The 21,765-nt window shown below is 71.8% G+C and carries 22 protein-coding genes and 1 tRNA gene; 15 read left to right on the forward strand and 8 right to left on the reverse strand.

Going from position 1 to position 21,765, the window contains the following annotated elements; genetic code table 11:
* Positions 1 to 74: 74 nt before the first annotated feature.
* Positions 75 to 147 (forward strand) — tRNA-Ala (locus PSD17_RS33135).
* Here PSD17_RS33135 and PSD17_RS33140 read toward each other — a convergent pair.
* A complete protein-coding gene (locus PSD17_RS33140; protein WP_339126141.1) occupies positions 113 to 703 on the reverse strand; it encodes a hypothetical protein in 591 nt (196 codons plus the stop codon). The two genes, PSD17_RS33135 and PSD17_RS33140, sit on opposite strands and share 35 nt — an antisense overlap.
* 192 nt (positions 704 to 895) lie before the next feature.
* Here PSD17_RS33140 and PSD17_RS35520 point away from each other — a divergent pair, with 192 nt between their 5' ends.
* From PSD17_RS35520 to PSD17_RS33150, 3 genes are all read left to right on the forward strand, one after another.
* Positions 896 to 1,159 (forward strand): HNH endonuclease, encoded by a 264-nt coding sequence (locus tag PSD17_RS35520; RefSeq protein ID WP_233899431.1) that lies wholly within the window; start codon positions 896 to 898, stop codon positions 1,157 to 1,159.
* A 338-nt stretch (positions 1,160 to 1,497) separates the two neighbouring features.
* Positions 1,498 to 1,872 carry a type II toxin-antitoxin system RelE/ParE family toxin gene (locus tag PSD17_RS33145; protein WP_339126142.1) on the forward strand — a complete coding sequence of 125 codons (375 nt, stop codon included), beginning with the start codon at positions 1,498 to 1,500 and terminating at the stop codon, positions 1,870 to 1,872.
* Positions 1,869 to 2,177, forward strand: a complete 309-nt coding sequence (locus PSD17_RS33150; RefSeq protein ID WP_013673502.1) for a helix-turn-helix domain-containing protein — start codon at positions 1,869 to 1,871, stop codon at positions 2,175 to 2,177. The genes PSD17_RS33145 and PSD17_RS33150 overlap by 4 nt, the downstream gene beginning before the upstream one ends.
* 381 nt (positions 2,178 to 2,558) lie before the next feature.
* Here the strand turns inward: PSD17_RS33150 and PSD17_RS33155 are convergent, their stop codons facing one another.
* The 4 genes from PSD17_RS33155 to PSD17_RS33170 are packed head-to-tail and all read right to left on the reverse strand — an operon-like array spanning position 2,559 to position 6,546.
* Positions 2,559 to 2,912: a hypothetical protein gene (locus PSD17_RS33155; RefSeq protein ID WP_013673503.1), complete on the reverse strand. Its 354-nt coding sequence runs from the start codon at positions 2,910 to 2,912 to the stop codon at positions 2,559 to 2,561.
* Positions 2,909 to 3,691 carry a nitroreductase family protein gene (locus PSD17_RS33160; protein ID WP_339126143.1) on the reverse strand — a complete coding sequence of 261 codons (783 nt, stop codon included), beginning with the start codon at positions 3,689 to 3,691 and terminating at the stop codon, positions 2,909 to 2,911. Before PSD17_RS33160 ends, PSD17_RS33155 begins: the two co-directional genes overlap by 4 nt.
* A 40-nt stretch (positions 3,692 to 3,731) precedes the next feature.
* On the reverse strand, positions 3,732 to 4,958 hold the full coding sequence (locus PSD17_RS33165) for a thiolase family protein (RefSeq protein WP_339126144.1): 1,227 nt from the start codon (positions 4,956 to 4,958) through the stop codon (positions 3,732 to 3,734).
* A gap of 22 nt (positions 4,959 to 4,980) precedes the next feature.
* Entirely contained in the window at positions 4,981 to 6,546 is a 1,566-nt protein-coding gene (locus PSD17_RS33170) for an AMP-binding protein (RefSeq protein ID WP_103379711.1), read from the reverse strand.
* Between the two features lie 166 nt (positions 6,547 to 6,712).
* On the opposite strand from PSD17_RS33170, the gene PSD17_RS33175 reads away from it, so the two are divergent.
* The 4 genes from PSD17_RS33175 to cofD all read left to right on the forward strand — a co-directional run bounded on the left by PSD17_RS33175 (position 6,713) and on the right by cofD (position 11,175).
* Entirely contained in the window at positions 6,713 to 7,063 is a 351-nt protein-coding gene (locus tag PSD17_RS33175) for a hypothetical protein (RefSeq protein WP_339126145.1), read from the forward strand.
* A complete protein-coding gene (locus PSD17_RS33180) occupies positions 7,063 to 8,424 on the forward strand; it encodes a helix-turn-helix domain-containing protein (protein WP_339126146.1) in 1,362 nt (453 codons plus the stop codon). The genes PSD17_RS33175 and PSD17_RS33180 overlap by 1 nt, the downstream gene beginning before the upstream one ends.
* Positions 8,425 to 8,680: 256 nt before the next feature.
* A complete protein-coding gene (locus tag PSD17_RS33185; RefSeq protein WP_339126147.1) occupies positions 8,681 to 10,096 on the forward strand; it encodes a hypothetical protein in 1,416 nt (471 codons plus the stop codon).
* A 107-nt stretch (positions 10,097 to 10,203) separates the two neighbouring features.
* Complete coding sequence (gene cofD / locus PSD17_RS33190) at positions 10,204 to 11,175, forward strand: 2-phospho-L-lactate transferase (RefSeq protein ID WP_339126148.1); 972 nt, start codon at positions 10,204 to 10,206, stop codon at positions 11,173 to 11,175.
* Between the two features lie 36 nt (positions 11,176 to 11,211).
* Here cofD and PSD17_RS33195 read toward each other — a convergent pair whose 3' ends face one another.
* Entirely contained in the window at positions 11,212 to 12,228 is a 1,017-nt protein-coding gene (locus PSD17_RS33195) for an ABC transporter substrate-binding protein (RefSeq protein WP_339126149.1), read from the reverse strand.
* Between the two features lie 145 nt (positions 12,229 to 12,373).
* Here PSD17_RS33195 and PSD17_RS33200 point away from each other — a divergent pair, with 145 nt between their 5' ends.
* The 5 genes from PSD17_RS33200 to PSD17_RS33220 all read left to right on the forward strand — a co-directional run bounded on the left by PSD17_RS33200 (position 12,374) and on the right by PSD17_RS33220 (position 17,323).
* Entirely contained in the window at positions 12,374 to 13,477 is a 1,104-nt protein-coding gene (locus tag PSD17_RS33200) for an LLM class flavin-dependent oxidoreductase (protein ID WP_339126150.1), read from the forward strand.
* Entirely contained in the window at positions 13,474 to 14,310 is an 837-nt protein-coding gene (locus tag PSD17_RS33205; protein ID WP_339126151.1) for a fumarylacetoacetate hydrolase family protein, read from the forward strand. Before PSD17_RS33200 ends, PSD17_RS33205 begins: the two co-directional genes overlap by 4 nt.
* Positions 14,307 to 15,221, forward strand: a complete 915-nt coding sequence (locus tag PSD17_RS33210; RefSeq protein ID WP_339126152.1) for an ornithine cyclodeaminase family protein — start codon at positions 14,307 to 14,309, stop codon at positions 15,219 to 15,221. The genes PSD17_RS33205 and PSD17_RS33210 overlap by 4 nt, the downstream gene beginning before the upstream one ends.
* Positions 15,218 to 16,129, forward strand: a complete 912-nt coding sequence (gene dapA, locus PSD17_RS33215) for a 4-hydroxy-tetrahydrodipicolinate synthase (RefSeq protein ID WP_339126153.1) — start codon at positions 15,218 to 15,220, stop codon at positions 16,127 to 16,129. Before PSD17_RS33210 ends, dapA begins: the two co-directional genes overlap by 4 nt.
* A gap of 69 nt (positions 16,130 to 16,198) precedes the next feature.
* On the forward strand, positions 16,199 to 17,323 hold the full coding sequence (locus PSD17_RS33220; RefSeq protein WP_339126154.1) for a cupin domain-containing protein: 1,125 nt from the start codon (positions 16,199 to 16,201) through the stop codon (positions 17,321 to 17,323).
* On the opposite strand, the gene PSD17_RS33225 is transcribed toward PSD17_RS33220, so the two are convergent.
* A complete protein-coding gene (locus tag PSD17_RS33225) occupies positions 17,320 to 18,231 on the reverse strand; it encodes a LysR family transcriptional regulator (RefSeq protein WP_013673516.1) in 912 nt (303 codons plus the stop codon). The two genes, PSD17_RS33220 and PSD17_RS33225, sit on opposite strands and share 4 nt — an antisense overlap.
* A 42-nt stretch (positions 18,232 to 18,273) precedes the next feature.
* Positions 18,274 to 19,209 (reverse strand): SDR family oxidoreductase, encoded by a 936-nt coding sequence (locus tag PSD17_RS33230; protein WP_013673517.1) that lies wholly within the window; start codon positions 19,207 to 19,209, stop codon positions 18,274 to 18,276.
* A gap of 76 nt (positions 19,210 to 19,285) precedes the next feature.
* Between PSD17_RS33230 and PSD17_RS33235 the strand changes: the two genes are divergently transcribed.
* Both PSD17_RS33235 and PSD17_RS33240 read left to right on the forward strand, forming a co-directional pair.
* Positions 19,286 to 19,858 carry a TetR/AcrR family transcriptional regulator gene (locus PSD17_RS33235; protein WP_339126155.1) on the forward strand — a complete coding sequence of 191 codons (573 nt, stop codon included), beginning with the start codon at positions 19,286 to 19,288 and terminating at the stop codon, positions 19,856 to 19,858.
* 119 nt (positions 19,859 to 19,977) lie between these two features.
* Positions 19,978 to 21,711 carry a gamma-glutamyltransferase family protein gene (locus PSD17_RS33240; RefSeq protein WP_339126156.1) on the forward strand — a complete coding sequence of 578 codons (1,734 nt, stop codon included), beginning with the start codon at positions 19,978 to 19,980 and terminating at the stop codon, positions 21,709 to 21,711.
* Positions 21,712 to 21,765: the final 54 nt, after the last annotated feature.

Genomic DNA, 21,765 nt, shown 5'->3' on the forward strand with positions numbered 1-21,765 from the left:
CCGACCGTAGGCGAGAGGGGTGCCCCCCGGTTGAAGGGGCGCTCCCGGGGCCGTGTACGGTTCTCTCATCGCAAGGGGCTGTGGCGCAGCTGGTAGCGCACTTGACTGGCAGTCAAGGGGTCAGGGGTTCGAATCCCCTCAGCTCCACCCTTTTGATCAGGCCCTTCTTGGTCTGGGTGTCCTCCTCAAGTGGTGATCTTGCCGCTTGACAGATCTCCTTGGTTGTCTTTGCAGACTGGATCAGCTCTGACGCTGTCATGCATCCCCCGCGCCGAAGAGCCTGCTCGGTTCCTTGCATGGCCGCCGAGCGAGTGGCGAGCGCTAGCTCGGGTCGTTCGGCGATCAGCGGGAAACACTTGCTGTTCATTTGCAGGTAGCCGCGAAGAGGATCCGACAGCAGGGCCGGCGGCGGCCAGGAGATCGTCGTGCCGCGCGTAGAGGGTCTTCCTGAGCAGAGGCTCATGGTGCCATGCGGTTTCGCAGCTCGTGCAGTCGCCGGATGGGATCGTCCACGGCGGGCGATCGATTCCGGGCCGGGCTGCGGTGTGGAGCCGTGGGATCCAGAGGTCGTCGTCACATCGCCGCGACGGGCGTCGTTCACCGCGGTGTCGAAGAGTCGGCGCGCGGTCGCCTTGGCGTCGTAGCGTCTGCCGTTCGCGGCCTTCCTGAACTGTGGCGGGAAGTGGCGGCCGGGCTCGAACACCCAGTGCGGGCGTCCCTGCGGATCACCACTGGTCAGAGCGCGGTCGTAGCGTTGCGAAGGGTGACCTCCAGGTGGCCCAGGTCGTGGCGGAGGCCTGAGGAGACCGCTACTTCAAACCTTGGATCGTACTCGCCCATCGGCGGCATTTCGGACCTCGATGCTGGCCGTCGGGCTCGTGCTCGGAAATTGAGAATGCATGTACTTAAGCGAGACGGTTTCCGATGTGTAATTTGCGGCAGGCGACCGAGGGGTCACGAGGATATCGAACTTCATGTCCACCACGTGCTTCCATGGCGCTTCTTCGATCCAACGGCGGAGTGGAATCTTGCCACGCTTTGCGGAACATGCCATAAGGGTCTGGATCGGATTACGAGTGCGAGGTTCGAGAACTCGCTGGGCTGCCGGGGACGGTCCATCCCTGTGAGCGGCACCCGCCCACATTTCGCAACAGGATAGACATAGCGTCGCTAACTGACAACTTCCTGTTCTTGTCTGGCGAGGTTGCCGAATTCAATTGTTGAGAAATGCCCTCGCCGGGCGGGTAGGCCTCCGGGATGGCACTGGCAGGGCGCGGGGGAGTGGCCGCTGTGGTGCACATCTGGGGCACATCGGCGCTGGAACAGCCCGACACCCGCTGACGCGGCGTGGCAGTGGTTGGGCTGGTGATCGTGGGCGCCGACGTGGACGCGCAGGCAGCGATCACGCCTGGTTCGATTCAGGAGAGCGAGGCCCAACCTGTGCGGCCAGCCCTTCCCGCCATGTATAGCGTGAGCTAAACTCGTCGCGGAGGTCGCATGTGGGAGATCTACCTGACCGACGAGGTGCACGAGTGGCTCGACGAGCTTCTCCGCGGCGACGAGGACACTCACTATCAGGTGGTCTCTGCGATCGAGGCTCTCGCGGAGGGTGGGCCGAACCTGGGGCGTCCGTTGGTCGACCGGATCAAGGGCTCGTCCGTGCACAACTTGAAGGAGCTGCGTCCGGGGTCGGCGGGGAGCAGTGAGGTGCGGATCTTGTTCGCGTTCGACCCGTGGCGCAGCTCGGTCCTGTTGGTCGCGGGGGACAAGGCCGGGCGCTGGACGGAGTGGTACCGGCAGGCGATCCCGCGGGCCGAGCAGCTCTACGAGATGTACGTAAAGGAACGCGCAGCCGAGGAGGGCAGGTCATGAGCACCGTTCGATGGTCAGAGATCCGGGGCGAGCATGTCGCGGCTGCGGGGGAGGAGCGGGTCGAGCAGGGCAAGACTCGGCTGCTCGGTCAGGTGCGGGCACATCGGCTGGCCGAGACGCGCAAGCGCCGCGGGCTGACCCAGCGCCAGGTGGCACAGGCGATGGGTGTGACGGTCGGGCGAGTGAGCCAGATTGAGAACGGCGAGCTGGCCGGGATCGACGTGCTCGACCGCTACGTGCACGCGCTCGGCGGGCACTTGCAGATCGTGGCGAACTTCGGTGACGAGCAGATCAAGGTAGGCTGAGCCACTCGCCGACGTGGCTGCCGGGCATGGTGAGTGACTATCTGAGTGACAACGACTGCGCCGGACGGTGAATTGAGGCGGACACCGGCGGACGGATCGGCCTGCGGGAACGGCTCGGAAACGCAGGCCGAAATGGCGCCGGGAGTGCCTGGCAGTCAAGGGGTCAGGGTTCGAATCCCCTCGGCTCCACCCTGACCAGGCGGATTCTCCGCTGATGAAGATCGGGGCCGGTGGCAGGGCCACGGCCTCGATCCATCTTCCGACAGTGCACCGGCAGACGTACCGATGCGGTGCTCGGCGCGAGGTTCCCCCGGTCGGCGAGGCCGACGCTCCGCCGCGAGCGCCGGCCCCGTCGACCGATGATCCGGTGTCTGCGAAGGATCATCCGCCGGTCCAGACCTTGCCCTGGATCAGCACACCGTTGTGGATGAGGAACCCGCGGACGATGTTGGCGGTCACCACCGCGTCCTTGCCGGTCCACCCCTGCTCGGAGACGAACACGTCGATCCACTCGTTGACGGTGACGCGACGTTTCACGCTCACGAACCGCTCGCCGGTCGCCCGCCGGCGCAGGAAACAGAACGCGACGAGCTCGTCCGGGGACTTCCCCGTGTGCCGGCAGAACCCGTCCAGGACGTCGAGGTAGTGCTCCTGCATCTCGGGAGGGCGGCGGTGGTGTCCCGCGCTGCTGAACCACCGCCGCACCGGGTCCGTGGCCCGCAGGGCCTCGGTCACAGCGGGAGGCCGAAACGCTCGGCCAGCGCCTGAACCTCCCTGGCACGGGCCTCGGCGTCCATCGGCTCCTGGATCATCCCCTCCTTCTTCAGCCGCTCGGTCACCTCGGGGATCTCCTCCCAGCGTGTGCCGTACCGCCCGCGGTGGTAGCTCTCCGACAGCGGTCGACGGGGCCGCTGGCCGCCCGCCAGACGGTCCTCGGCCGGGTAGCCGACCAGCAGCATCCACATCGGCAGCCAGGTGTCGGGCACCCCCAGTGCCTCCTTGGCCACCGCCGAGTTGAAGGCGTGCAGGCCCACGCCGAGGCCCTCGTCGACGCCGGCGAGCATCGCCTGCGCGATGGCGAGCCCGCACTCGACCGAGACCGCCCAGATGCTGGCCGTCGTGTCCTTGGACAGTGGCTCGACGACCTGGGCGTAGGCGACCTCGTCGACGTAGGCGTGCGACCAGCCGTGCGTCACCGGCAGCGCCCCGAGGTCGGTCAGCTCCTTGAGGCGGTCCTGGGCACCCTCGGCGAAGGTCAGGTCGCCGTACCAGAAGATCGCGACGGGGGCGAGGTCCAGCTGCACGGTCGTGGTGGGCGTCTTGAGCTGCTCGCGCACGTCGTCGGAGAGCTCGTCGCGGTAGCACACGATCGCCTTGATGAAGTCGGCGTTGACAGCGCGGGAGGCACGGTTCGCCGCCTCCAGCATGACCTGGATCTTCTCGGGTTCGACCGGCTCCTTGGGTTCGAAGAACCGGATGGTGCGCCGATCGCCGACGACCTGCTTGAACTCCATGACTCGTCCTCTCCTCCGTGCCGGATCGAGCTCCCCGGCCCTACACCGACAGCACCGTCACCACCATCGCGGCGGCGTCCGCACCGAGGAACCCGCCCCCGTTCTCGGCCAGCGCCACCCGGGCACCGGGCACCTGCCGTTGCCCACACCGGTCCCGGAGCTGGTCGGCGAGCTCGACGAGCTGGGCCGCTCCCGTCGCCCCGATCGGATGGCCCTTCGACAGCAGCCCCCCACTGGGGTTGACCACCCGGCGACCGCCCAGGCGGGTCTCGCCGGAGCGCAGCAGCGCCGCACCCTCACCGGGTCCACACAGGCCGAGCTCCTCGTAGGTGATCAACTCCGCCGGTGCCGCGGCGTCGTGCAGCTCCACGACGTCGAGATCCTGTGGGCCGACCCCGGCGCGGTCGTAGGCCCGGGCCGCGGCGCGCTCGACGGCCCCGGGCTCGTCCCCCGACCGGTCCGTGCCCGACACCAGCTCGCAGCTGCGCACCCGCACCGGTCGGGCGCCCAGCCGCCGCGCCCGCTCGGCCGAGCACACCACGACCGCGGCCGCACCGTCCCCGATCGGGGAGCACATCAGCAGGGTCAGCGGGTCGGACACGACCCGGGCGGCCAGGACCTCCTCAGCGGTGACGGGCGAGCGGTACTGCGCCTTCGGGTTGAGCGCGGCGTGCTCGTGGCTCTTCACCGCCACCTCGGCGAAGTCCTCCGCCGTCGCTCCGGTGGCCCGCATGTAGGCGCGGGTGTTGGCCGCGTAGACGTCCATGAAGAAGGAGCGCTTCCCGCCGTCGTCCTCGGCCTCCTCGGGCAGTGGCGAGCCGGCGGACCCACCGCGCGTCCACCGCTTGAGGTCGTCGAGCTGGAGGAGGTCGACGGCCGTGCCGATCGCGGCGAACGAACGCGCCTTGTCCTCGTGGGTCATCTTCTCCGCGCCGACCGCGAGCGCCACGTCCACCGATTCGGACGCGACGGCGCCCACCGCGAGGTGGAAGGCGGTGGACGCGGACGCGCAGGCGTTCTCGACGTTGACCATCGGGACCCCGAGCAGCCCGGTGTGCCGCAGCGCGACCTGGCCGCGGATCATCTCCTGGCCGGTGATGATCCCGGCGACGGCGTTGGAGAAGAACACCATGCCGACGTCGGCCGCGGTCAGCCCGGCGTCCGCCAGCGCGTCGGCCACCGCCTCCTCGGCCAGCGAGCGGACCGTGCTGTCCGGGAACTTCCCGAACCGCGTCATCGCCGTCCCGACGATGTCGACCTCGGTCATCCGGAACTCCGTCCTGCGCGTGCTACGAACGTTGCAGCTGGTAACCCGCCTGCTCGCGGTCCCAGGTCGTCGGGGTGACGCCCCGGGCCCGCAGCGCGGCGTACTGGTTGCGCTCGGTGGCGGTCTTGGGGAGCTCGTCCAGGAACTCCACGTACCGCGGGATCGCGTGCCGAGCCATCCGGCCGACGCAGAAGTCGAGGATGTCCGCGGGCGTCACGGACGCGTCCGGCCGCGGCACGACGCAGACCTTGACCTCGTGCTCCCCGAGCTCGGACGCCACCGGGTGGGCGGCGCTCTCCAGTACTCCCGGATGGGCGTTGACCACGGTCTCGATCTCCCAGGCGGAGATGTTCTCGCCGAGCCTGCGCATCGACTCCGTCTTGCGGCCCCGGTAGTAGAAGAACCCGTCCCCGTCGTACTCCGCGAGGTCGCCCGAGTGGAACCAGCCGTTGCGATACGCCTCGTCGGTCACCTCCGGCAGCTTGTGGTAGGTCGTCATCCGACCCTTGGGGTGCCGGAAGACCAGCTCGCCGGTGGTCCCCGGGCCGACGGGTCGGTCGTCGTCGTCGACCACGCGGAACTCGACGCCGGACACCCCCGAGCGGCCCATGGACCCGACCCGGCCCGCGTCGTTGAGCAGGATGCCCGGCGAGTCGACCATGCCGAACCACTCGATGATCCGGACCCCGAACCGCTCCTCGAACTCCCGCCACCGGTCGGGCGGACAGCCCGCGGACAGCACGACGCGCACGGGGTTGTCCCGGTCGTCGGGCCGTGGGGGCTGCTTGAGCAGGATCGAGATCATCCCGCCGAGGGTGTTGAACTCCGCGGCGTCGTAGCGGCGGAGGTCGTCGAAGAACCGTGAGGCGGTGAACCTCGGAGCCAGCGCGAGCCGGGCGTCGATGAAGATCGAGCCGAGCATCGACACCAGCAGCGCGTTGCCGTGGAACAGCGGGAGCCCCGTGTACATCGTCTCGCCGGGCCGAACACCGGACGCCTCCAGCAGCGTGGTGATCGGGCTGAGGTCGTAGTTGGTCGCCACGACGCCCTTGGGCGGCCCGGTCGTTCCCGACGTGTACATCATGCCCACGCCACCGGTCGGCTCCGCGAGCTCGACGTCCGGCTCCCGGTCGGCGCCGGCGAGCAGCCGCTCGACGTCCCAGTCCACCTCGCCGCCCACCTGGCCACCGTGGACGACGAGATGGCGCAGGGCAGGCAGGTCGGAGCGGACGGCGAGCACGGCATCGCGCAGGTCCTCGTCGAAGACGACGGCGGTGGCGTCGGAGTCGGCGAGGATGTGGGCGAGGGTCGCTCCGCGCTGGGAGATGTTGACCGGCACCGACGAGGCACCGATCAGCAGGACCCCGAGGTGGACCCAGATGAAGTCGGGGTGGTTCGCCATCATGATCGCCACCCGCTCGCCGGGCCGCACCCCGAGTTCGAGCAGCCCGTTCGCGGCGCGTTGCGCGAGGGACAGCACGTCGCGCCAGGGGACCTCCTCGTCCCGCCACTTCAGCCAGGTGTCGTCCGGATGGTCGGCGACCCGCGAGCGGATCAGCTGTTCGACGGCTCCCTGCGCCCGGGCCATCGCTGCCTCCTCACGAGCCACGGTCCCGTCCTGCGACCGTGTCACGGGTCACAGGGCAGGGCAATGTGCGCCCGTGCCGAACCTGCCACCGTTCGTTGGCAGGACCGCACACACGCACGCTCCAGCACCGGTACCACCGGACGCGCGACCGGCCTATCGTGAATCCGTGCCGTCACTGCTGAACAGGCACGTCGTCGGGGTCGGGGCGGGCCCGGCCGAACGGGACCCGTCGCCGGTGGAGGGCTTCCTGCGTCGGTTGGTGGGGGCCGACACCGTCGGCGCCGCAGCGCAGGCCGCCGTGGACGTCGTCCGGGAGGTGGTCGGCGCCGAGGTGAGCTGGTGCGGGCTCACCGAGGGCGACGTGCTGACGATGGCGGCCCACAGCGGTCTGCGCACCGCCGAGATGCCGGCGCTGTGGCGGCTGCGGGTCGGGCACGGCGTCGGGGGGCGGGTCGCGAAGGAGGGCCGCACCATCTCGGTGCGGGACTATCGCCGCGACCCCGCCGGGTGCCGGTGATGAAGCGGATCATCGACGACGAGGGAATCCGCGGCGGGGTGTGCGCCCCCCTGATGACGGGCTCCGAGATCCTGGGTGTCCTCTACGCCACCCACCGCGTCCCCTGGGACTGGACCGACGACGAGGTGCGGCTGGTCAGCAGGGTCGCGCACGACACCGCCGTGGCCCTGGCCCGGATCCGGGAGCACCAGCGGGAACGCTCGCGCGCCGAGCAGGCCGAGCGCGGGTCGCGAGCGGCGGCCCGGGATCTCGAGGTCGTGCGCACGACCGTCGGCGCGCTCGTCCACAGCGAGGACGTCGGCGCCGGCCTCGCCGTGCTCGCCCAGCACCTGCAGATGCACGTCGAGCTGCTCGGTCCGGCGGACGACCTGCTCCAGGCGGCCACCTCGGGCGGGGCGGCGGGCGAGCCGGTCCAGCTGCGGGCCCGGGTCGGCGACGATCTCGGCACGCTCCGCGTCCGTGGTCACCGACGCCCGACGCCCGCCGAGGCCGCGCTCGTCGAGGTGAGCGCCGACCTCATCGCCCTGCAGCTGCTGCGTGGGCGCGCCGCGCTGCGCGGCGAGAGGTGGGTGCACCACGAGATGCTCGACGACCTGCTCGAGGGCCGCGTCGGCGACCGCACGGGGATGCTGGCCCGGGCCGCGTTGCTCGGCGTCGACCTCCGGGTTCCCCGTTACGTCGCCTGCATCGGGCTCCGGGAGTCGCCCGGCGGGAAGGGGTGCGGAGCTGTCACGCGAGAGCACCCGCAGAGCCCGTTCAGCAGGGTCGAGGACGGGCTCCGGCGGCACTGCCCCGGTTCGGTCCTCGTCCCGCGCGGCGGGGACGTCGTCGTCCTCCTCGCCGCCGGAACGGGCGACCGCCAGCAGGTCCGCCGGGTGCTGACGGACGTCGTGAGCGATCCGGCGGGCGAGCCCGACGGCCTCGCCGCGGGACTGGGCCGGATATGCGTCCGGCCCGACGACTACGCCGACTCCTACGCCGAGGCCGCCCTCGCGCTGAACCTCGCTCGCCGGCGGGACCGCCATCAGGTCGTGCTGTCCGTGGCCGACCTGGGGCTCTACGGGTTCCTGGTCGGGAGCTCGACGCGGCAGTCGCTGGAGGCGATGGTCGACGACGCGCTGGGGCCGCTCCTGGAGGCCGATGCCGCGGGCGGCTCCGAGTACGTCAAGACACTCGACGCGTACCTCGCCACCGACCGCCACCTGGAGCGGGCGGCTGAGAGCCTGCACGTCCACCCCAACACCGTTCGCTACCGGCTGGCCAAGGTGCAGGAGGCCCTCCGGGTCAACCTCCGCGACGTCGACGACCGGTTCGTGCTCGAGCTGGCACTGCGGGTGAAGGCTGCGCTGGCCCGGGACTGAGCCGCACGGGCCGACGGCGAGGGCGCGGGTGCTGTGCCGCGGGCACAACCCCTCCACCGAACCTTGGCGAAGACCTCCATTGTCGCCGTTCGCGACCGGCGACACGCTGTAGACGGGACGGCCAGGCACGGCGCGGGACCAGCTCCGCGGAGGCCGGAGCGCTCCCTGCGGGTCCTGAGGACCCTCCCGTGGCCCGACCGGGATCAGGCCGGCCGGGGCGCCGCCCCTGCGTCCGATGATGCGGTGGAGGACTTTCATGACGACGACGGCAACGAGGCCCGGCGCGACGACCGACGACGAACACCGCCAGCTCAAGGCCTTCTTCGAACAGACCCGATCGCTCCCGCAACTGCTGGCGACGCTGCGGAGCCGGCGGGTGGCGATGGGCTACCAGATCGAGAGCGGCGAGGAGGAGACCACCGCCGCCGGGCGGCGCCTGTACCAGCCGAAGGGACCGCTCGCCTTCGTCTCCGAGCACCCGGTCGTGCCGCTGACCGAGGTGGAGGAGGCCATGGTCGCCTGGTCGGCCTGCGGCCCGAACGGCATGGCGCACTGGGACATCGCCAGCACCGGGGGATTCCACGAGCTGGTCGGGATCGCGGGACGGACCGCGGCCGCGCCGGGGAACTCGTTCGCGCACGACCTGCTGATCATCAAGGACGAGGGGGCGTTCATCTACAACCCGGGCGACGAGCGGGAGCGGATGGTCGAGATCCAGGGGGAGGAGGACTACGACAAGATCCTGGGTTGGTACCGGACCGGCATGCACAAGATCATGGACGGGCGCCCGGACATCGATTGGGCGCTGCGGGTCCCGGGTGCGCCGAACGCATCGCTCTTCGGCCCGTACCAGTACAACGTCAACCGTCCGGGGACGACGTGGTTCATCCCGATCACCGACCACGGCTGGTTGTACTTCAGCGTGATGCTCAACATCTTCGACGCCTGGCACATCTATCTCACCGACGACAGGACCGGAGAGCCCGCGGGGACCGCCGAGTGGGTCACCGAGGGCCGGCTCGAGTTCCCGATCACGATCAGCCAGTTCGAGCAGTTCATCTTCCAGGTCGAGACGTATCCGCCCGGCTCCTACGTCCAGAACATGCGCCTGGCCGCCGAGTCCATGGGGCTGGGCAACTGGATCTTCTGCGGCTTCTTCGACGATGTCCTGATGGGAGCCTTCCCCGACGTCGCGCGCGGGCTGGGCTTCCGGCACGAACCGCTCAACGAGCGCGCGCCACTCGCCTGCGGTGCGCTGAAGACCTTCGGGATGAAGGGCGTCAAGGAGGCCACCTACATCCCGTCGGAGAAGTACCCGGACGCGCGATCCGTGGTGACCGCGATGATGGAGGAGAAGTACGGCCTGGGGCGGACGATGTCCAAGGGCGACGACAACTGGATGCTCTCGCACAAGGGTCCGTTCACGGCCGACGTGGTGCGCAACATCGTCGACAGCCCGGCCGTCCAGGTCAGCGACTGGGCGGTCGAGGCATGCGTGGCGTACTTCGACTACTGCGTGCAGACCTACGGTCAGTGCCCGGTCTACTTCAACCCGATGCAGTGCAACTTCGGGGCGGTGATCCACCACGTGGACCCGGCTTTCTACGAGAAGTACTACGACGGCTCGAGCGTCACGCCGCAGATCCGTGAGCACATGGCCGCCTGGCACTGACGGAACACGAGCGGTGCGGCCGGCTCGGCCGCACCGCGTCCCCCGTGGGCAGGAGCGCGCCGGCCGTCCGCGCGCGAGGAGGACCGGGTGGAGAGGTGAGGTGTTCGATGAGCCGCGGCGTCGTCGGTATCGGTGGCGGCATCGGCGCCTCACGGTTCTGGCGTGCCCTGCTGCGCGTGCTCGACCCGGCCGAGCTGACGATCGTGGTCAACACCGGCGACGACCTGTGGCTGCACGGCCTGCGGATCTGCCCCGACCTCGACACCACCCTCTACGCCCTGTCCGGGCGGCAGGACGTGGAGCGCGGGTGGGGGCTCGCGGACGAGTCGTTCCGGTGCATGGCCGCACTCCGGAGGTTGGGCCGGGACGTGTGGTTCCACCTCGGCGACCTGGACCTGGCCACCCACCTGCTGCGGACCGGCCTGTTGCGGGAGGGCGCGCGGCTGAGTGAGGTCACCGAACGGCTTGCGGCGGCGATGGGCGTGGAGGCCGGCGTCGTGCCCATGACCGACGACGAGGTCACGACGCTGGTCGAGACGACCGACGGCGCGACGCTGCACTACGAGGAGTTTCTGGTACGGCACCAGGCCACGCCCGAGGTGGCCCGGGTCGTCCACTCGGGTGTGGACCGGGCGCGACCGGCACCGGGCGTCGTCACGGCGATCACCGAGGCCGACCTGGTGCTGCTCGCGCCCAGCAATCCTGTGGCCAGCATCGGACCGGTGCTCGCGGTGCCCGGCATCCGCGAGGCGCTGCTCGCGACGGATGCGCCGGTGGTCGCGGTGTCACCGATCGTCTCCCGGGTCCCGATCACCGATCCCGGCGAACGCCTGCGGGCCACGAGCCGAGCCGCGCTGCTCGCCTCGCTCGGCCTTCCGCCGACCGCCACCGCGGTGGCCGCGTACTACGGGCGGCTCTGCCGGCGCTTCGTCCTGGACGCCGCGGACTCCATGGAGGGCGACGCCGTCCGAGCCCTCGGACCAGGGGTCGACGTGGTACCCACCCTGCTCGCGAGACGACCACCCGACGACGTCCTCGCCCGCACCGTGCTCGCGGCCCGCGTCGCCGGCCGGGCGTGACGATCGCCGACGCAGGTGCCGCGCGGACCGGTGTCGTCACGGTGCACGAAGTGGATGGCGCAGTGGCGCCTGTGCACGATCCGGCGGCCACACGACGGTGCGGACGCCGTCCTGCCACTGGACGGTCAGCACCTGCTGGCCGACCTGCAGCCCGGTCTGCGGGTCGAGCCTGAACCGGCCGAACATCGTCGTGCAGTCCAGCCCCCGCGCCGCGGCCAGCAGGGCGTCGTCAGCCGCGTCGCCGGCATCGCGCAGGCAGCGCGCGGCGATCAGACCCGCCGCGAACGCCTGGGCGGCCGGGTACGGCGGCTCGGCACCGGTCCGGCGGCGGAACCGCTCGGCGAACTCGGCGGCCGTCGGGCCCTCGTCGGGCTCGGGGGCGGCGGAGGCGAGCCACTGGGCGGGGCCGAGCAGCCCTTCGCGCAGCGGGCCGAGCGCGGCGAGCACCTCCTCTACACCCGCACCGACGAACGCGGCCGCCCGCCATTCCCCGGGCAGCAGGCGGCGGGCGGCGGCGAGCTCGTCGTCGAAGCTGCCGGCCACGAGCAGGAGGTCGGCCGTCGGTGAGCGGGCAGGGAGGGCCGTCCGGAACACCGTCAGCCCCCGGCGGGTGGCCGCCTGCTCCGCGCCGGCGCCGACGTCGCGGCCGAAACCGGTTCGCGAGTGCAGGAGGGCCACGCTCGAGACCCGGGGATCCGCGGCGTGGACTGCGTCGACGGCACCGACGAAGTAGCCGGCTGCCGGTGCGAGCACGCTCACCACACGTCGGCCCGGTGACATCCGGGCGCCGCCGTGGTTCCACATCAGCCGGGAGGTTGCCTGCGCGACCGCAGTGGCCGGGCTGCTGCCGTACGGCCCGAAGAGGAGGTCGAAGCCTTCCGCCTCTGCTCGTCGTACCGCCGCAGCCGAATCCCCGTGGGCATCGTGGACGACGAGACGGGGAGCCGGCCGCCCGGCGAACGCCTCTGCCCACAGCGCAAGGGCCGCGGCCCCGGCCCGGCCGTACTCGGCCAGTGGACCGGAGAGCGGGGTCACCAGCGCCGCCCGCAACACCGGCCCGACCGTAGCTGCAGCCCCGACCAACAGAAACGGCCAGATGAATAGGGATAAACCTATGAGTACATCGAAGAGCTGGTATTGGAACTATGAGTCCCGCGGCCTTAGCGTCGGAAACACCCGAACGAGGAGGTTCGCGCCCATGAATCCACTGGTCGAGAGCACGAACGCCCTGAAGCTGGGGCTGTTCTGCACCAACGGGACCGGTGCCTCCCAGACCCTGGCGCCCGAGCGGCACACGTCGCCCTCATGGGAGCGCTCGGTGCGCACCGCGCAGGCCGCGGAAGCCGCGGGCTTCGAGACCGTCGTTCCGTTCGCCCGGTGGAAGGGCTACCCCGAGAACCGCCCGGAGCACTCGTCCGGCATGGTCATGGATCCGTTCACCTGGGCTGCGGGGATCGCGGCGTCGACCCAGCGGATCGGGGTGCTCGCCACCTCACACGCCCCCACCCTGCACCCGATCGTCGCGGCCAAGCAGGCGGCGACGATCGACCTGATCTCGGGCGGCCGGTTCGCGCTCAACGTCGTCGGCGGCTGGAACCGGCCCGAACTGGAGATGTTCGGCGCACCGCTGCGCGAGCACGACGAGCGCTACGACCACCTGCAGGAGTGGCTGACCGTCCTGCGCCGGCTCTGGACGGAGACCGAGGAGTTCGACTTCCACGGCCGCTTCTTCGACGTCCTCGGCGGCGTCTCGCAGCCCAAGCCGGTCCAGACCCGGGTGCCGATCATGAACGCGGGCGGGTCGCCGCGCGGGATGCGGTTCGCCGCCGAGCACGCCGACCTGTGCTTCGTCATCGTGCAGTCCGAGGACGAGGCCGCGATCCGGGCGCAGGTCGAGGGCTACAAGCAGATGGCCCGCCGGGAGTTCGGCCGCGAGGTGCAGGTCTGGACCCACACGGTCGTCGTGCAGCGCGACACCGACGCCGAGGCCGCGGCCTACCTGCGGCGCGTCTCGGTGGAGCAGGAGGACACCGAGAGCGTCGACGCGTGGATGCGGCTGCAGGGAGCCGAGGCCCAGCTGATGCCGCCGGAGGTCCTCGCGATCATGCGGCAGCGGATGGCGGCGGGCGCGGGCGGGTTCCCCCTGGCGGGGACACCGGACACGATCGCCGAACGGCTGGAGACGCTCAGTGCCGCCGGGATCGACGGCGCCCTTCTGACCTGGATCGACTACGACAGCGGCCTCGCGGACTTCATCCGGGACGTGCTCCCGCTGCTGGTGAAGGCCGGGATCCGGGCATGAGGCCCGCCCGCTTCCGCACCGCCACGGGCACCCGCGCGTTCGGCGTGGTCGACGGCGACGAGATCGTCCGGCTCGACCGGCGCGTCCCGTCCTTCGAGTCCCTGCTGGCCGCGCCGGTGCTGCCGGAGCCCGCCGACGAGCGGGTGGCCGACGTGACCTGGGAACCCCCGATGGGCGACCACGCGAAGGTCCTCTGCTGCGGGATGAACTTCGCCTCGCACGCGGGCGAGTCCGGCCGCGAGGTCCTCGACCGGCCGACGTTGTTCGCGCGGTTCCCGGACTCGTTCGTCGGCGCGGGCACCCCCGTCGTGCGGCCGACCGTGGACGACAGTCTCGACTGGGAGGGCGAGGCCGCGATCGTGATCGGGCGCGCGGGCAGGCACATCGCCGAGTCCGTCGCATGGGACCACGTCGCCGGTGTGACGGCGATGGCGGAGAACAGCGTGCGTACCTGGCAGCTGCACTCGACCCAGGCCACGGCGGGCAAGAACTTCGCCGGTAGCGGCGCGATGGGCCCGTGGCTGACCACGCTCGACGAGGCGGGCCGCGGCCCGTGGACCGTCACCACCCGGCTCAACGGTGCGGTGGTCCAGCACGACACCACCGACCACCTCGTGTTCGACGTCCCCCGGCTGGTCGCCTACGTCAGCGCGTTCACCCCGCTGCGGCCGGGCGATGTCATCGCGACCGGCACGCCGAAGGGTGTCGGGTTCCGGATGGACCCGCCCCGGTTCCTGGCGCCCGGTGACGAGATCGAGGTCGAGGTCTCCGGCGTCGGGGTGCTGCGCAACGGGGTCGTCGACGAGCTCGTCACCACGGGGAGCACGACGTGAGGGTCTGGACCGAGGCGGACGTCCGCGCCGGCGTCGCCGTCACCGACGTGATCGAGTCCTTGACCGACGTGCTCGCCCACGAGGTCGCGGGCAGCGCATGGAACCTCGACAAGACCATGGCGAGCTGGCCGGTCGGCGGCGCGACGGGCAGCGCGCACGCGCTCGGCGCCGTGGACCTGGAGTCGGACCTCGCGGTGTTCAAGACCTGGGTCAACACCCCGGCCGGGGCGAGCGCGGTGATGACGCTGTTCGGCGCGACGGACGGTCGCACTCTCGGTGTGACCGAGGCGGGCACGGCGGGTGCGCTGCGCACCTCGGCGATCGCCGGCCTCGCCACGAGGCTCATGGCGGACCCGGCGGCGGACGAGCTCGCCGTCCTCGGCGCGGGACGACAGGCGTTCCGGCAGGTCGAGGCGGTTGCCGCGGTCCGGGAGCTGCGCCGGGTGCGGATCTGGAACCGCACGCCCGCGAAGGCCGAGGAGCTGGCCGAGCAGCTTCGTACCGGGTCGGGGCTCGTGGCCGACGCGGTGCCCGGTCCGGGCGACGCGATCCAGGACTGCCCGATCGTCACCCTGATCACGCGGGCCGCCGAGCCGTTCCTCGATCTCGCCGACCTCGCCGAGGGCGCGCACCTCAACGCGCTGGGTGCGATCCTGCCGAGCCACGCGGAGTTCGTCCCGTCGTCCCTGGCGGCGGCGGATCTCACCGTGGTCGACAGCGAGCCGAACGCCCGCCGCGGCTCCCGTGAGCTGCGCGAGTTCGACGACTGGCCGGCCGTTCACACCCTCGGCGAGCTCGTCACCGGGAAGACCTCCCGCCCGGAGCGGCCCCGGCTCACCGTGTTCAAGGGCATGGGAATGGGTCTGTCCGACCTGGCCGTGGCCCGCGTGCTGCTCGGAGCAGCTCCGTGAAGTTCCGCACCGATCCGGCGCGGATCCGGGGATCGATCGCGCCGGTGGTCACCCCGTTCACCGCGGACGGAGCCGTCGACACCGAGTCCCTGCGGGGCCTGATCCGCTGGCAGCTCGACCAGGGTTCGCACGGCATCTCGATCGGCGGCTCCACCGGCGAGCCCGCCGCACAGACGGCGGCGGAACGGATCGCCGCGATCCGGATCACCGCCGAGGAGGTTGCCGACGCCGTCCCGTTCCTGCCCGGCACCGGGTCGGCCAAGCTCGACGAGACCCTCGAGATCACCGCCGCGGCGCGGGAGGCGGGCGCGGACGCCGCACTGGTCATCACGCCGTACTACGCCCGGCCCACGCAGGACGGCCTGGTGCACTGGTACTCCACGGTGGCCGGCGAGTTCCCGGACCTGCCGATCGTCGTCTACAACGTGCCGTCCCGGACCGCGGTGGACATCGCACCCGAGACCGTGGCGCGACTGTTCCGCGAGCACGACAACATCGTCGGGATCAAGGAGACGACGAAGGACTTCGAGCACTTCTCCCGCGTGCTGCAGCTGTGCGGGCGGGACCTGCTCGTGTGGTCCGGGATCGAGCTCCTCGGCATACCGCTGCTCGCGCTGGGTGGCGTGGGGTTCATCAGCGCCGTCGCCAACCTCGCCCCGGCCGCCGTCGCGCGGATGTACGAGGCGTGGGAGGCCGGCGACCACGAGCAGGCCCGCGAGCTGCACTACGCCCTGCACCCGCTGGTCGACCTGCTGTTCGTCGAGACCAACCCGGCACCGGCCAAATGGGCACTCCACCAGCAGGGGCGGATCTCGTCGTCGCACGTCCGCGAACCGTTGCTGCCGCTGACCGCGGCGGGGCAGGAGCGCGTCCGCGCGCTGCTCGAGCAGGGCTCCGCCCTGCTGTGACGACCTCCGGGCGGCGCGTCGCTCCCGGCGAGCTGCCGTGACGGTCAAGAACAAGGAGGGACAACCCGCATGACGACGTTCCAGAACCTCATGCTCGACGTCAGCGGCGCCGCCGCCCCGGCCCCGGCCCCCTGGCGCCCGATCAAGATCACCCGTGCGGAGATCGACGCCGAGATCGACCGGCTCTCGGCCGCCCCGGCCCCGGCCAACGGGCGCCGCGCCAGCCGCATCGTGCACCCGTCCGCCGTCGCGCCCGGTCTCGGCTTCGCCCCCGGCGTCTCGGTGACGATCGAGGTGCTCGATCCGGGGGAGCGGACCGCCCCGATGCGGGAGAACGCGCACCGCGTGGAGATCGGGATCCGCGGCAGCGGGCGGATCTCGGTGCAGGGCCGCGACGTCCGCGAGATCGACCTCGCCCGCCTCGACGTCGCGAACATCCCCGCCATGCAGGGGTTCGTCTTCCGCAACACCGGCGACGAGGTGTGGGCCCGGCTGTCGTACTCCAACGCCCCGCTGCTGGAGAAGCTCACCGCGCACTACGCCGAGGACCTGCCCGAGGGCTGGGAACCGCGCCGTCGAACAGCAGGGCCCCGCAGCACCGAGGCCCCGGCGGCGTACACCCGCGGGACCGCCCCCGACCACGCCATCGGCACCGACGGCGCCCGGCTGCGCGGGTACGAGTTCCTCGTGGACATCGAGGTCGTGGAGTCCCTGGCGCTGCACTGGCCGTGGGAGGAGGTCCGTCGTCTCCTCTCGCGGACCGCGGGCGACGGCGGGCGCACCATCATGGCGCTCTACAACCCGGCCACCCGGCGCAGACAGGGCGCGACGCACAACTTCTTCGTCACCGCCTCCTACCTGCCGCCCGGGTCCGGGCAGCGCCCCCGCGGGCGCGGCCACAAGCACACCTCCGTCGCGATCAACTACCACTTCGCCGGCCACGGCGAGAGCGAGGTCGACGGCGAGACCCTCACGTGGGAGGAGGGCGACCTGCTGCTCTCCGCACCGTCCTGGCTCGAGCACGCGCACTACCAGGGCGCCGAGGGCCTGGGCGCCTTCACCGTGCAGGACCACCCGCTGCACATCGGCATGGAGTCGCTGGTGTGGCAGGAGGAGATGGACGGCCCCGTGCTGACCCTCGGCTCCGAGGACGGTCAGACCGGCTACGTCGGCCCGCGCGAGGCCGGGAGCTAGGAACGAGCCCGGCCCAGCTCGCGCAGGGCCTCGACGGCGGCTGCCTGCAGCGGGGAGAAGTACTTGGCCTCGCGGTGGTACAGGCCGATGCCCTCGACGAGGTGCGCGTCGCTGATCTCCACGGCGCGCACCCGTCCGGCCTCGACGTCCCTGCGGAGCATGTAGCCCATCGCGAGCGCGACCCAGCCGTTCGCGGAGACGGCCTCGATGATCGCCTCGGCGTGGCCGAGCCGGATCACCGGCGTCGGCAGCGCGGTGCCGTGGCGGCGCAGCTGGTCCTGGACCATGCGGTGGAACGAGACGCCGGAGGGCACGCCCACGAGCGGGAGGTCGTGCAGCTGCGCGAGGGTGATCGAGTCGCCGTCGGGCGGGCCGTGCGGGCTCGCGCACAGCACCATCGGCTCCTCCCACAGCTTCTCGCCGATCAGGTCCTCCGGCACCTCGCTGTCCACCCAGCTCGTCACCGCGAAGTCGATGGTGCCGCGCTGCGCGGCCCGCAGCGCGACCTCCGGCTCCCCGATCTGCACGGTGATGTCGGCGCCGGTGCGCTCGGCGCGCAGGGCGGTCATCACCGGCGGGAGCAGGTAGGTGCCGATCGCCATGCTGGCGGCCACGACCAGCGAGCCCGCCGTACCGGCGACGAGATCGTCGACGTCGCGCTGGACCTGGGCGCTGCTCGCCAGCACCTCCTTGGCCCAGCGGTACACCCGTTCCCCGGCCTCGGTGAGCACCAGCGACACCCCGGACCGCACCACCAGGGTGGCGCCGAGTGCCTTCTCCAGCGACCGCAGCTGACCGGACACGCTCGGCTGTGCCACCCGCAGCTGTTCCGCGGCCCGGGTCACCCCTCCGGCGTCGACGACCAGGCAGAACACGGACAGCCGCCGTAGCGTCACCCCGTCGTCCATGAGAGCGATCCTATGAGCCGGCCGATCCCGACCGGTGCTCGTTCAGGCGTAGTAGTGGCCGTCCTCGAGGTCGGCGACGAGGGTCGGGCCGGTCGGCTTCCAGTCCACCAGCGCGCAGGTGAGCTCCGCCGAGGCCGGGCCGTCGGTGCTCCAGAATCCACCGAGCCACCCGACGTGGTCGTGCACCTCGTCGGCGGTGACGGAGACGGCCGGAACGCCCAGGTGATCGGCGACGACCTCGGCCACCGCGCGGATCGGCACACCCTCCTCGCCGACGGCGTGCAGCACCGACCCCGCGGGTGCGGACTCGAGCGCGAGGCGGAACAGGCGCGCGGCGTCGTCGCGGTGCACGGCAGGCCATCGGTTGGCGCCGTCCCCGACATAGGCGGCGGCACCCTTCTCGCGGGCGAACCCGACCGCCGTGGCGATCAACCCGTTGTCACCGTTGCCGTGCGTGGCCGGAGGGAGGCGGACGACCGACGAGCGAACCCCGCGGTCGGCGAGGGCGAGCGCGTAGTGGGCGGTCGCGATCCGCCCGGCGCCACCACTGATCGGCGAGGTGCCGTCGCCGGTGTCCGGCACGAGACCGTCGCGTTCGGTGGCGACCACCCCGGGTGCGAGCCCGAGCACCCCGAGGATTCCGGAGGCGATGACGAGCGGGTTGCCGGTACCGGCGAGCACCTCGCCGAACACCTCGACGACCGCGCGGTCGGTCGCGCTCGCACCGGCGTAGTCGCCCGCGAAGGCGATGTCGTGCTTGAACCCGAGGTGGACGACGCCGTCGGCCGCCGCGGCGCCCTCGCGCAGGACGTCGAGATCATCGAGCGACCCCGCGAGCACCGCGGCGCCCGCGGCGCGCAGCGCGTCGGCCGCCGTGGTCGAGCGGGCCAGTCCGGTGACCTGGTGGCCGGCGGCGAGGAGGTCGGGGACGAGGCCGCGCCCCACCCAACCCGACCCGCCGGTGACGAACACGTGCATGGAACCCTCCGTACGTCGCGCGCTATTCTTTAAACGTTCGTACCAGAAATTTGCGACGACCGACAAGGAGGCGGTGATGGCAGGGCGGCCCGTCGATCATCGGCGGCGGCTCGAGCTGCTCGACGCGGTCGTCGACTACGCGGTCGAGAACGGCTTCTCGGAGCTGTCCTGGCGGCCCGTCGCGGCGGCACTGGACGTCTCGACGAACACGCTCGTGCACCACTTCGGGTCGAAGGAGCACCTGCTCGTCGCCATCCTCGGCCGGCTGCGGGAGCGCATCCTGGCGGCGACGGCCGAGCTGCTCGGTGCGCAGCACGACCTCGCGGCGGCCGCCCGGGCGGCGTGGGAGCAGACCTCGCAGCCGGCACGAGCGGCGGAGTTCCGGCTCTTCTTCGCGGTCTACGGGCGCGCGCTGCAGGCGCCGGAGCAGTTCGCCGACTTCCTCGACCGGGTGGTGGCCGACTGGATGGCCGCGCTCCGTGCCGCCCAGGGCCCGGACGTCGACCCGGCCGTCGCGGACCGGGAGGCGACGTTGGTGATCGCGACGCTCCGTGGCCTGCTGCTCGACCTGCTCACCACCGGCGACCGGGCGCGGGTCGAGGGTGCGGCGGACCGGTTCCTCGCCACGCTCGCCCGTCCCGAGGACTGAGCCCGAGGACCGAGCCGCGCATTGCATCCAATCTGGCGGTATTGCATGCTATCGACGTGCCTCCCTTCGCGCCGCCACCGGCCGACACGACCCGACCCACGCTGAGCGGTTCGTTCGGCATGGCGGCCTCGACCCACTGGTTGGCCAGTGGGACGGCGCAGTCGGTGCTGGAGCGCGGGGGCAACGCCTTCGACGCTGCGGTCGCCGCGGCCTTCGTCCTGCACGTGGTGGAGCCGCACCTGAACGGGCCCGGCGGCGACCTGGTCGCCCTCGTCGCCCCGGCCGACGGCGCCGTCCGCGTGGTCAACGGTCAGGGCCCCGCACCGGCGGGGGCGACGCCCGAGCACTTCCGGGAGCAGGGGCTCGACGAGGTCCCGGGCTCGGGGGCCCTGGCCGCGGCCGTCCCGGGTGCGGTGGTGGCGTGGTTGGAGGTCCTGCTCGAACACGGGACGTGGCCGCTGGCCGACGTCCTCGACTACGCCATCCACTACGCCGAGCGCGGGTTCCCGGCCGCCCCGCAGCTCTGCGCGGTGATCGCCGCGATGACCCGGCACTTCGTCGACCACTGGCCGACGTCGGCCGCGCAGTGGCTGGCCGACGGTACGGCGCCGACGCCGGGGCAGACCTTGCGGAACCCGGCCTACGCGGCGACGTTGCGCCGCCTGGTGGCCGAGTCGACGCAGGCGGGGCCGTCGCGCACGGCGGGCATCCGGGAGGCCCTGCGGATCTGGCGGTCGGGATTCGTCGCCGCGGCGTTGGCCCGCTCCGTCGAGCGCCCGCACCGGCATTCGTCGGGCACCGATCACGCAGGGGTCCTCACCGCCGACGACCTCGCGGCGTACCGGCCCCGCTACGAGGTGCCGACGCGGCTGACGTTCCGCGGCGTGACCGTCGCGAAACCCGGGTTCTGGTCCCAGGGCCCCGTCCTGCTGCAGACCCTCGCGATCCTCGACCAGTTCGACGACGCCCGCCTCGACCCGTCGACGGCGCTCGGCGCGCACACCGTCCTCGAGGCCCTCAAGCTCGCGCTGGCCGACCGCGACTGCTACTACGGCGACCACGACGACGCGGCCGGCCTCGCCGCGCTGTTGTCCCCGGACTACGCGCGGGAGCGGGCGGCGGCCATCACCGACAGCGCGTCGTCGGAGTACCGGCCGGGCCGGCCGCCCGGGCTGGAGCCGTGCCTGCCGCCGTTGCGGGAGAAGGAGTCCGTGCGCGGGTCGGAGGGGGTCGGCGAGCCGACGGTGTCGCGCACCGGCGTCACCCGCGGCGACACGTGCCACGTCGACGTCGTGGACCGGTGGGGCAACCTGGTGTCGGCCACCCCGTCGGGAGGGTGGCTGCAGTCCTCCCCGGCCGTCCCCGAGCTGGGGTTCTGCCTCGGGACCCGGCTGCAGATGACATGGCTGAGCCCGGACAGCCCGTCCGGGCTGCGGCCGGGTCGTCTGCCGCGCACCACGTTGAGCCCGACGATGCTCCTCGACGGCGACCGGCCCGTCGCGGCGCTCGGCACCCCTGGCGGTGACCAGCAGGACCAGTGGCAGCTGCTGTATCTCCTGCGCACCATCGTCGGCGGCTACCAGCCGCAGCAGGCGATCGACGCGCCGGCGTTCCACACCGTGGCCGCGGTGAGCAGCTTCTGGCCGCGGATCTGGACGCCCGGGGGCGCCGTCGTCGAACGGCGGCTGGGTGCCGACGTCATCGAGGAGCTGGTCCGGCGCGGACACCGCGTCACCGTCTCCGACGACTGGAGCCTCGGCAGGCTCTCCACGGTGACCCGGGACCCCGGCAGCGGGTCGCTGTCCGCGGCGGCGAACTCGCGCGGTGCGCAGGGGTACGCCGTCGGGCGCTGACGCGACGTGCATCCAGTTCGGTCCGACGGGGATGCAATCCTGTTACTGTCGGGC

The organism is Pseudonocardia sp. D17, assembly GCF_036984265.1.
In the GTDB taxonomy this organism is placed as follows: domain Bacteria; phylum Actinomycetota; class Actinomycetes; order Mycobacteriales; family Pseudonocardiaceae; genus Pseudonocardia; species Pseudonocardia benzenivorans.

Bases quoted from the DNA above. Each gene is read 5' to 3' on its own strand.
- PSD17_RS33150 (WP_013673502.1), top strand. From the start codon at position 1,869: ATGAGCACCGTTCGATGGTCAGAGATCCGGGGCGAGCATGTCGCGGCT.
- PSD17_RS33160 (WP_339126143.1), bottom strand. From the start codon at position 3,691: ATGGAGTTCAAGCAGGTCGTCGGCGATCGGCGCACCATCCGGTTCTTC.
- PSD17_RS35520 (WP_233899431.1), top strand. From the start codon at position 896: ATGCATGTACTTAAGCGAGACGGTTTCCGATGTGTAATTTGCGGCAGG.
- PSD17_RS33185 (WP_339126147.1), top strand. From the start codon at position 8,681: ATGACGACGACGGCAACGAGGCCCGGCGCGACGACCGACGACGAACAC.
- PSD17_RS33170 (WP_103379711.1), bottom strand. From the start codon at position 6,546: ATGGCCCGGGCGCAGGGAGCCGTCGAACAGCTGATCCGCTCGCGGGTC.
- PSD17_RS33165 (WP_339126144.1), bottom strand. From the start codon at position 4,958: ATGACCGAGGTCGACATCGTCGGGACGGCGATGACGCGGTTCGGGAAG.
- PSD17_RS33200 (WP_339126150.1), top strand. From the start codon at position 12,374: ATGAATCCACTGGTCGAGAGCACGAACGCCCTGAAGCTGGGGCTGTTC.
- PSD17_RS33205 (WP_339126151.1), top strand. From the start codon at position 13,474: ATGAGGCCCGCCCGCTTCCGCACCGCCACGGGCACCCGCGCGTTCGGC.
- cofD (WP_339126148.1), top strand. From the start codon at position 10,204: ATGAGCCGCGGCGTCGTCGGTATCGGTGGCGGCATCGGCGCCTCACGG.
- PSD17_RS33235 (WP_339126155.1), top strand. From the start codon at position 19,286: ATGGCAGGGCGGCCCGTCGATCATCGGCGGCGGCTCGAGCTGCTCGAC.
- PSD17_RS33225 (WP_013673516.1), bottom strand. From the start codon at position 18,231: ATGGACGACGGGGTGACGCTACGGCGGCTGTCCGTGTTCTGCCTGGTC.
- PSD17_RS33240 (WP_339126156.1), top strand. From the start codon at position 19,978: ATGGCGGCCTCGACCCACTGGTTGGCCAGTGGGACGGCGCAGTCGGTG.
- PSD17_RS33180 (WP_339126146.1), top strand. From the start codon at position 7,063: ATGAAGCGGATCATCGACGACGAGGGAATCCGCGGCGGGGTGTGCGCC.
- PSD17_RS33220 (WP_339126154.1), top strand. From the start codon at position 16,199: ATGACGACGTTCCAGAACCTCATGCTCGACGTCAGCGGCGCCGCCGCC.
- PSD17_RS33230 (WP_013673517.1), bottom strand. From the start codon at position 19,209: ATGCACGTGTTCGTCACCGGCGGGTCGGGTTGGGTGGGGCGCGGCCTC.
- PSD17_RS33145 (WP_339126142.1), top strand. From the start codon at position 1,498: ATGTGGGAGATCTACCTGACCGACGAGGTGCACGAGTGGCTCGACGAG.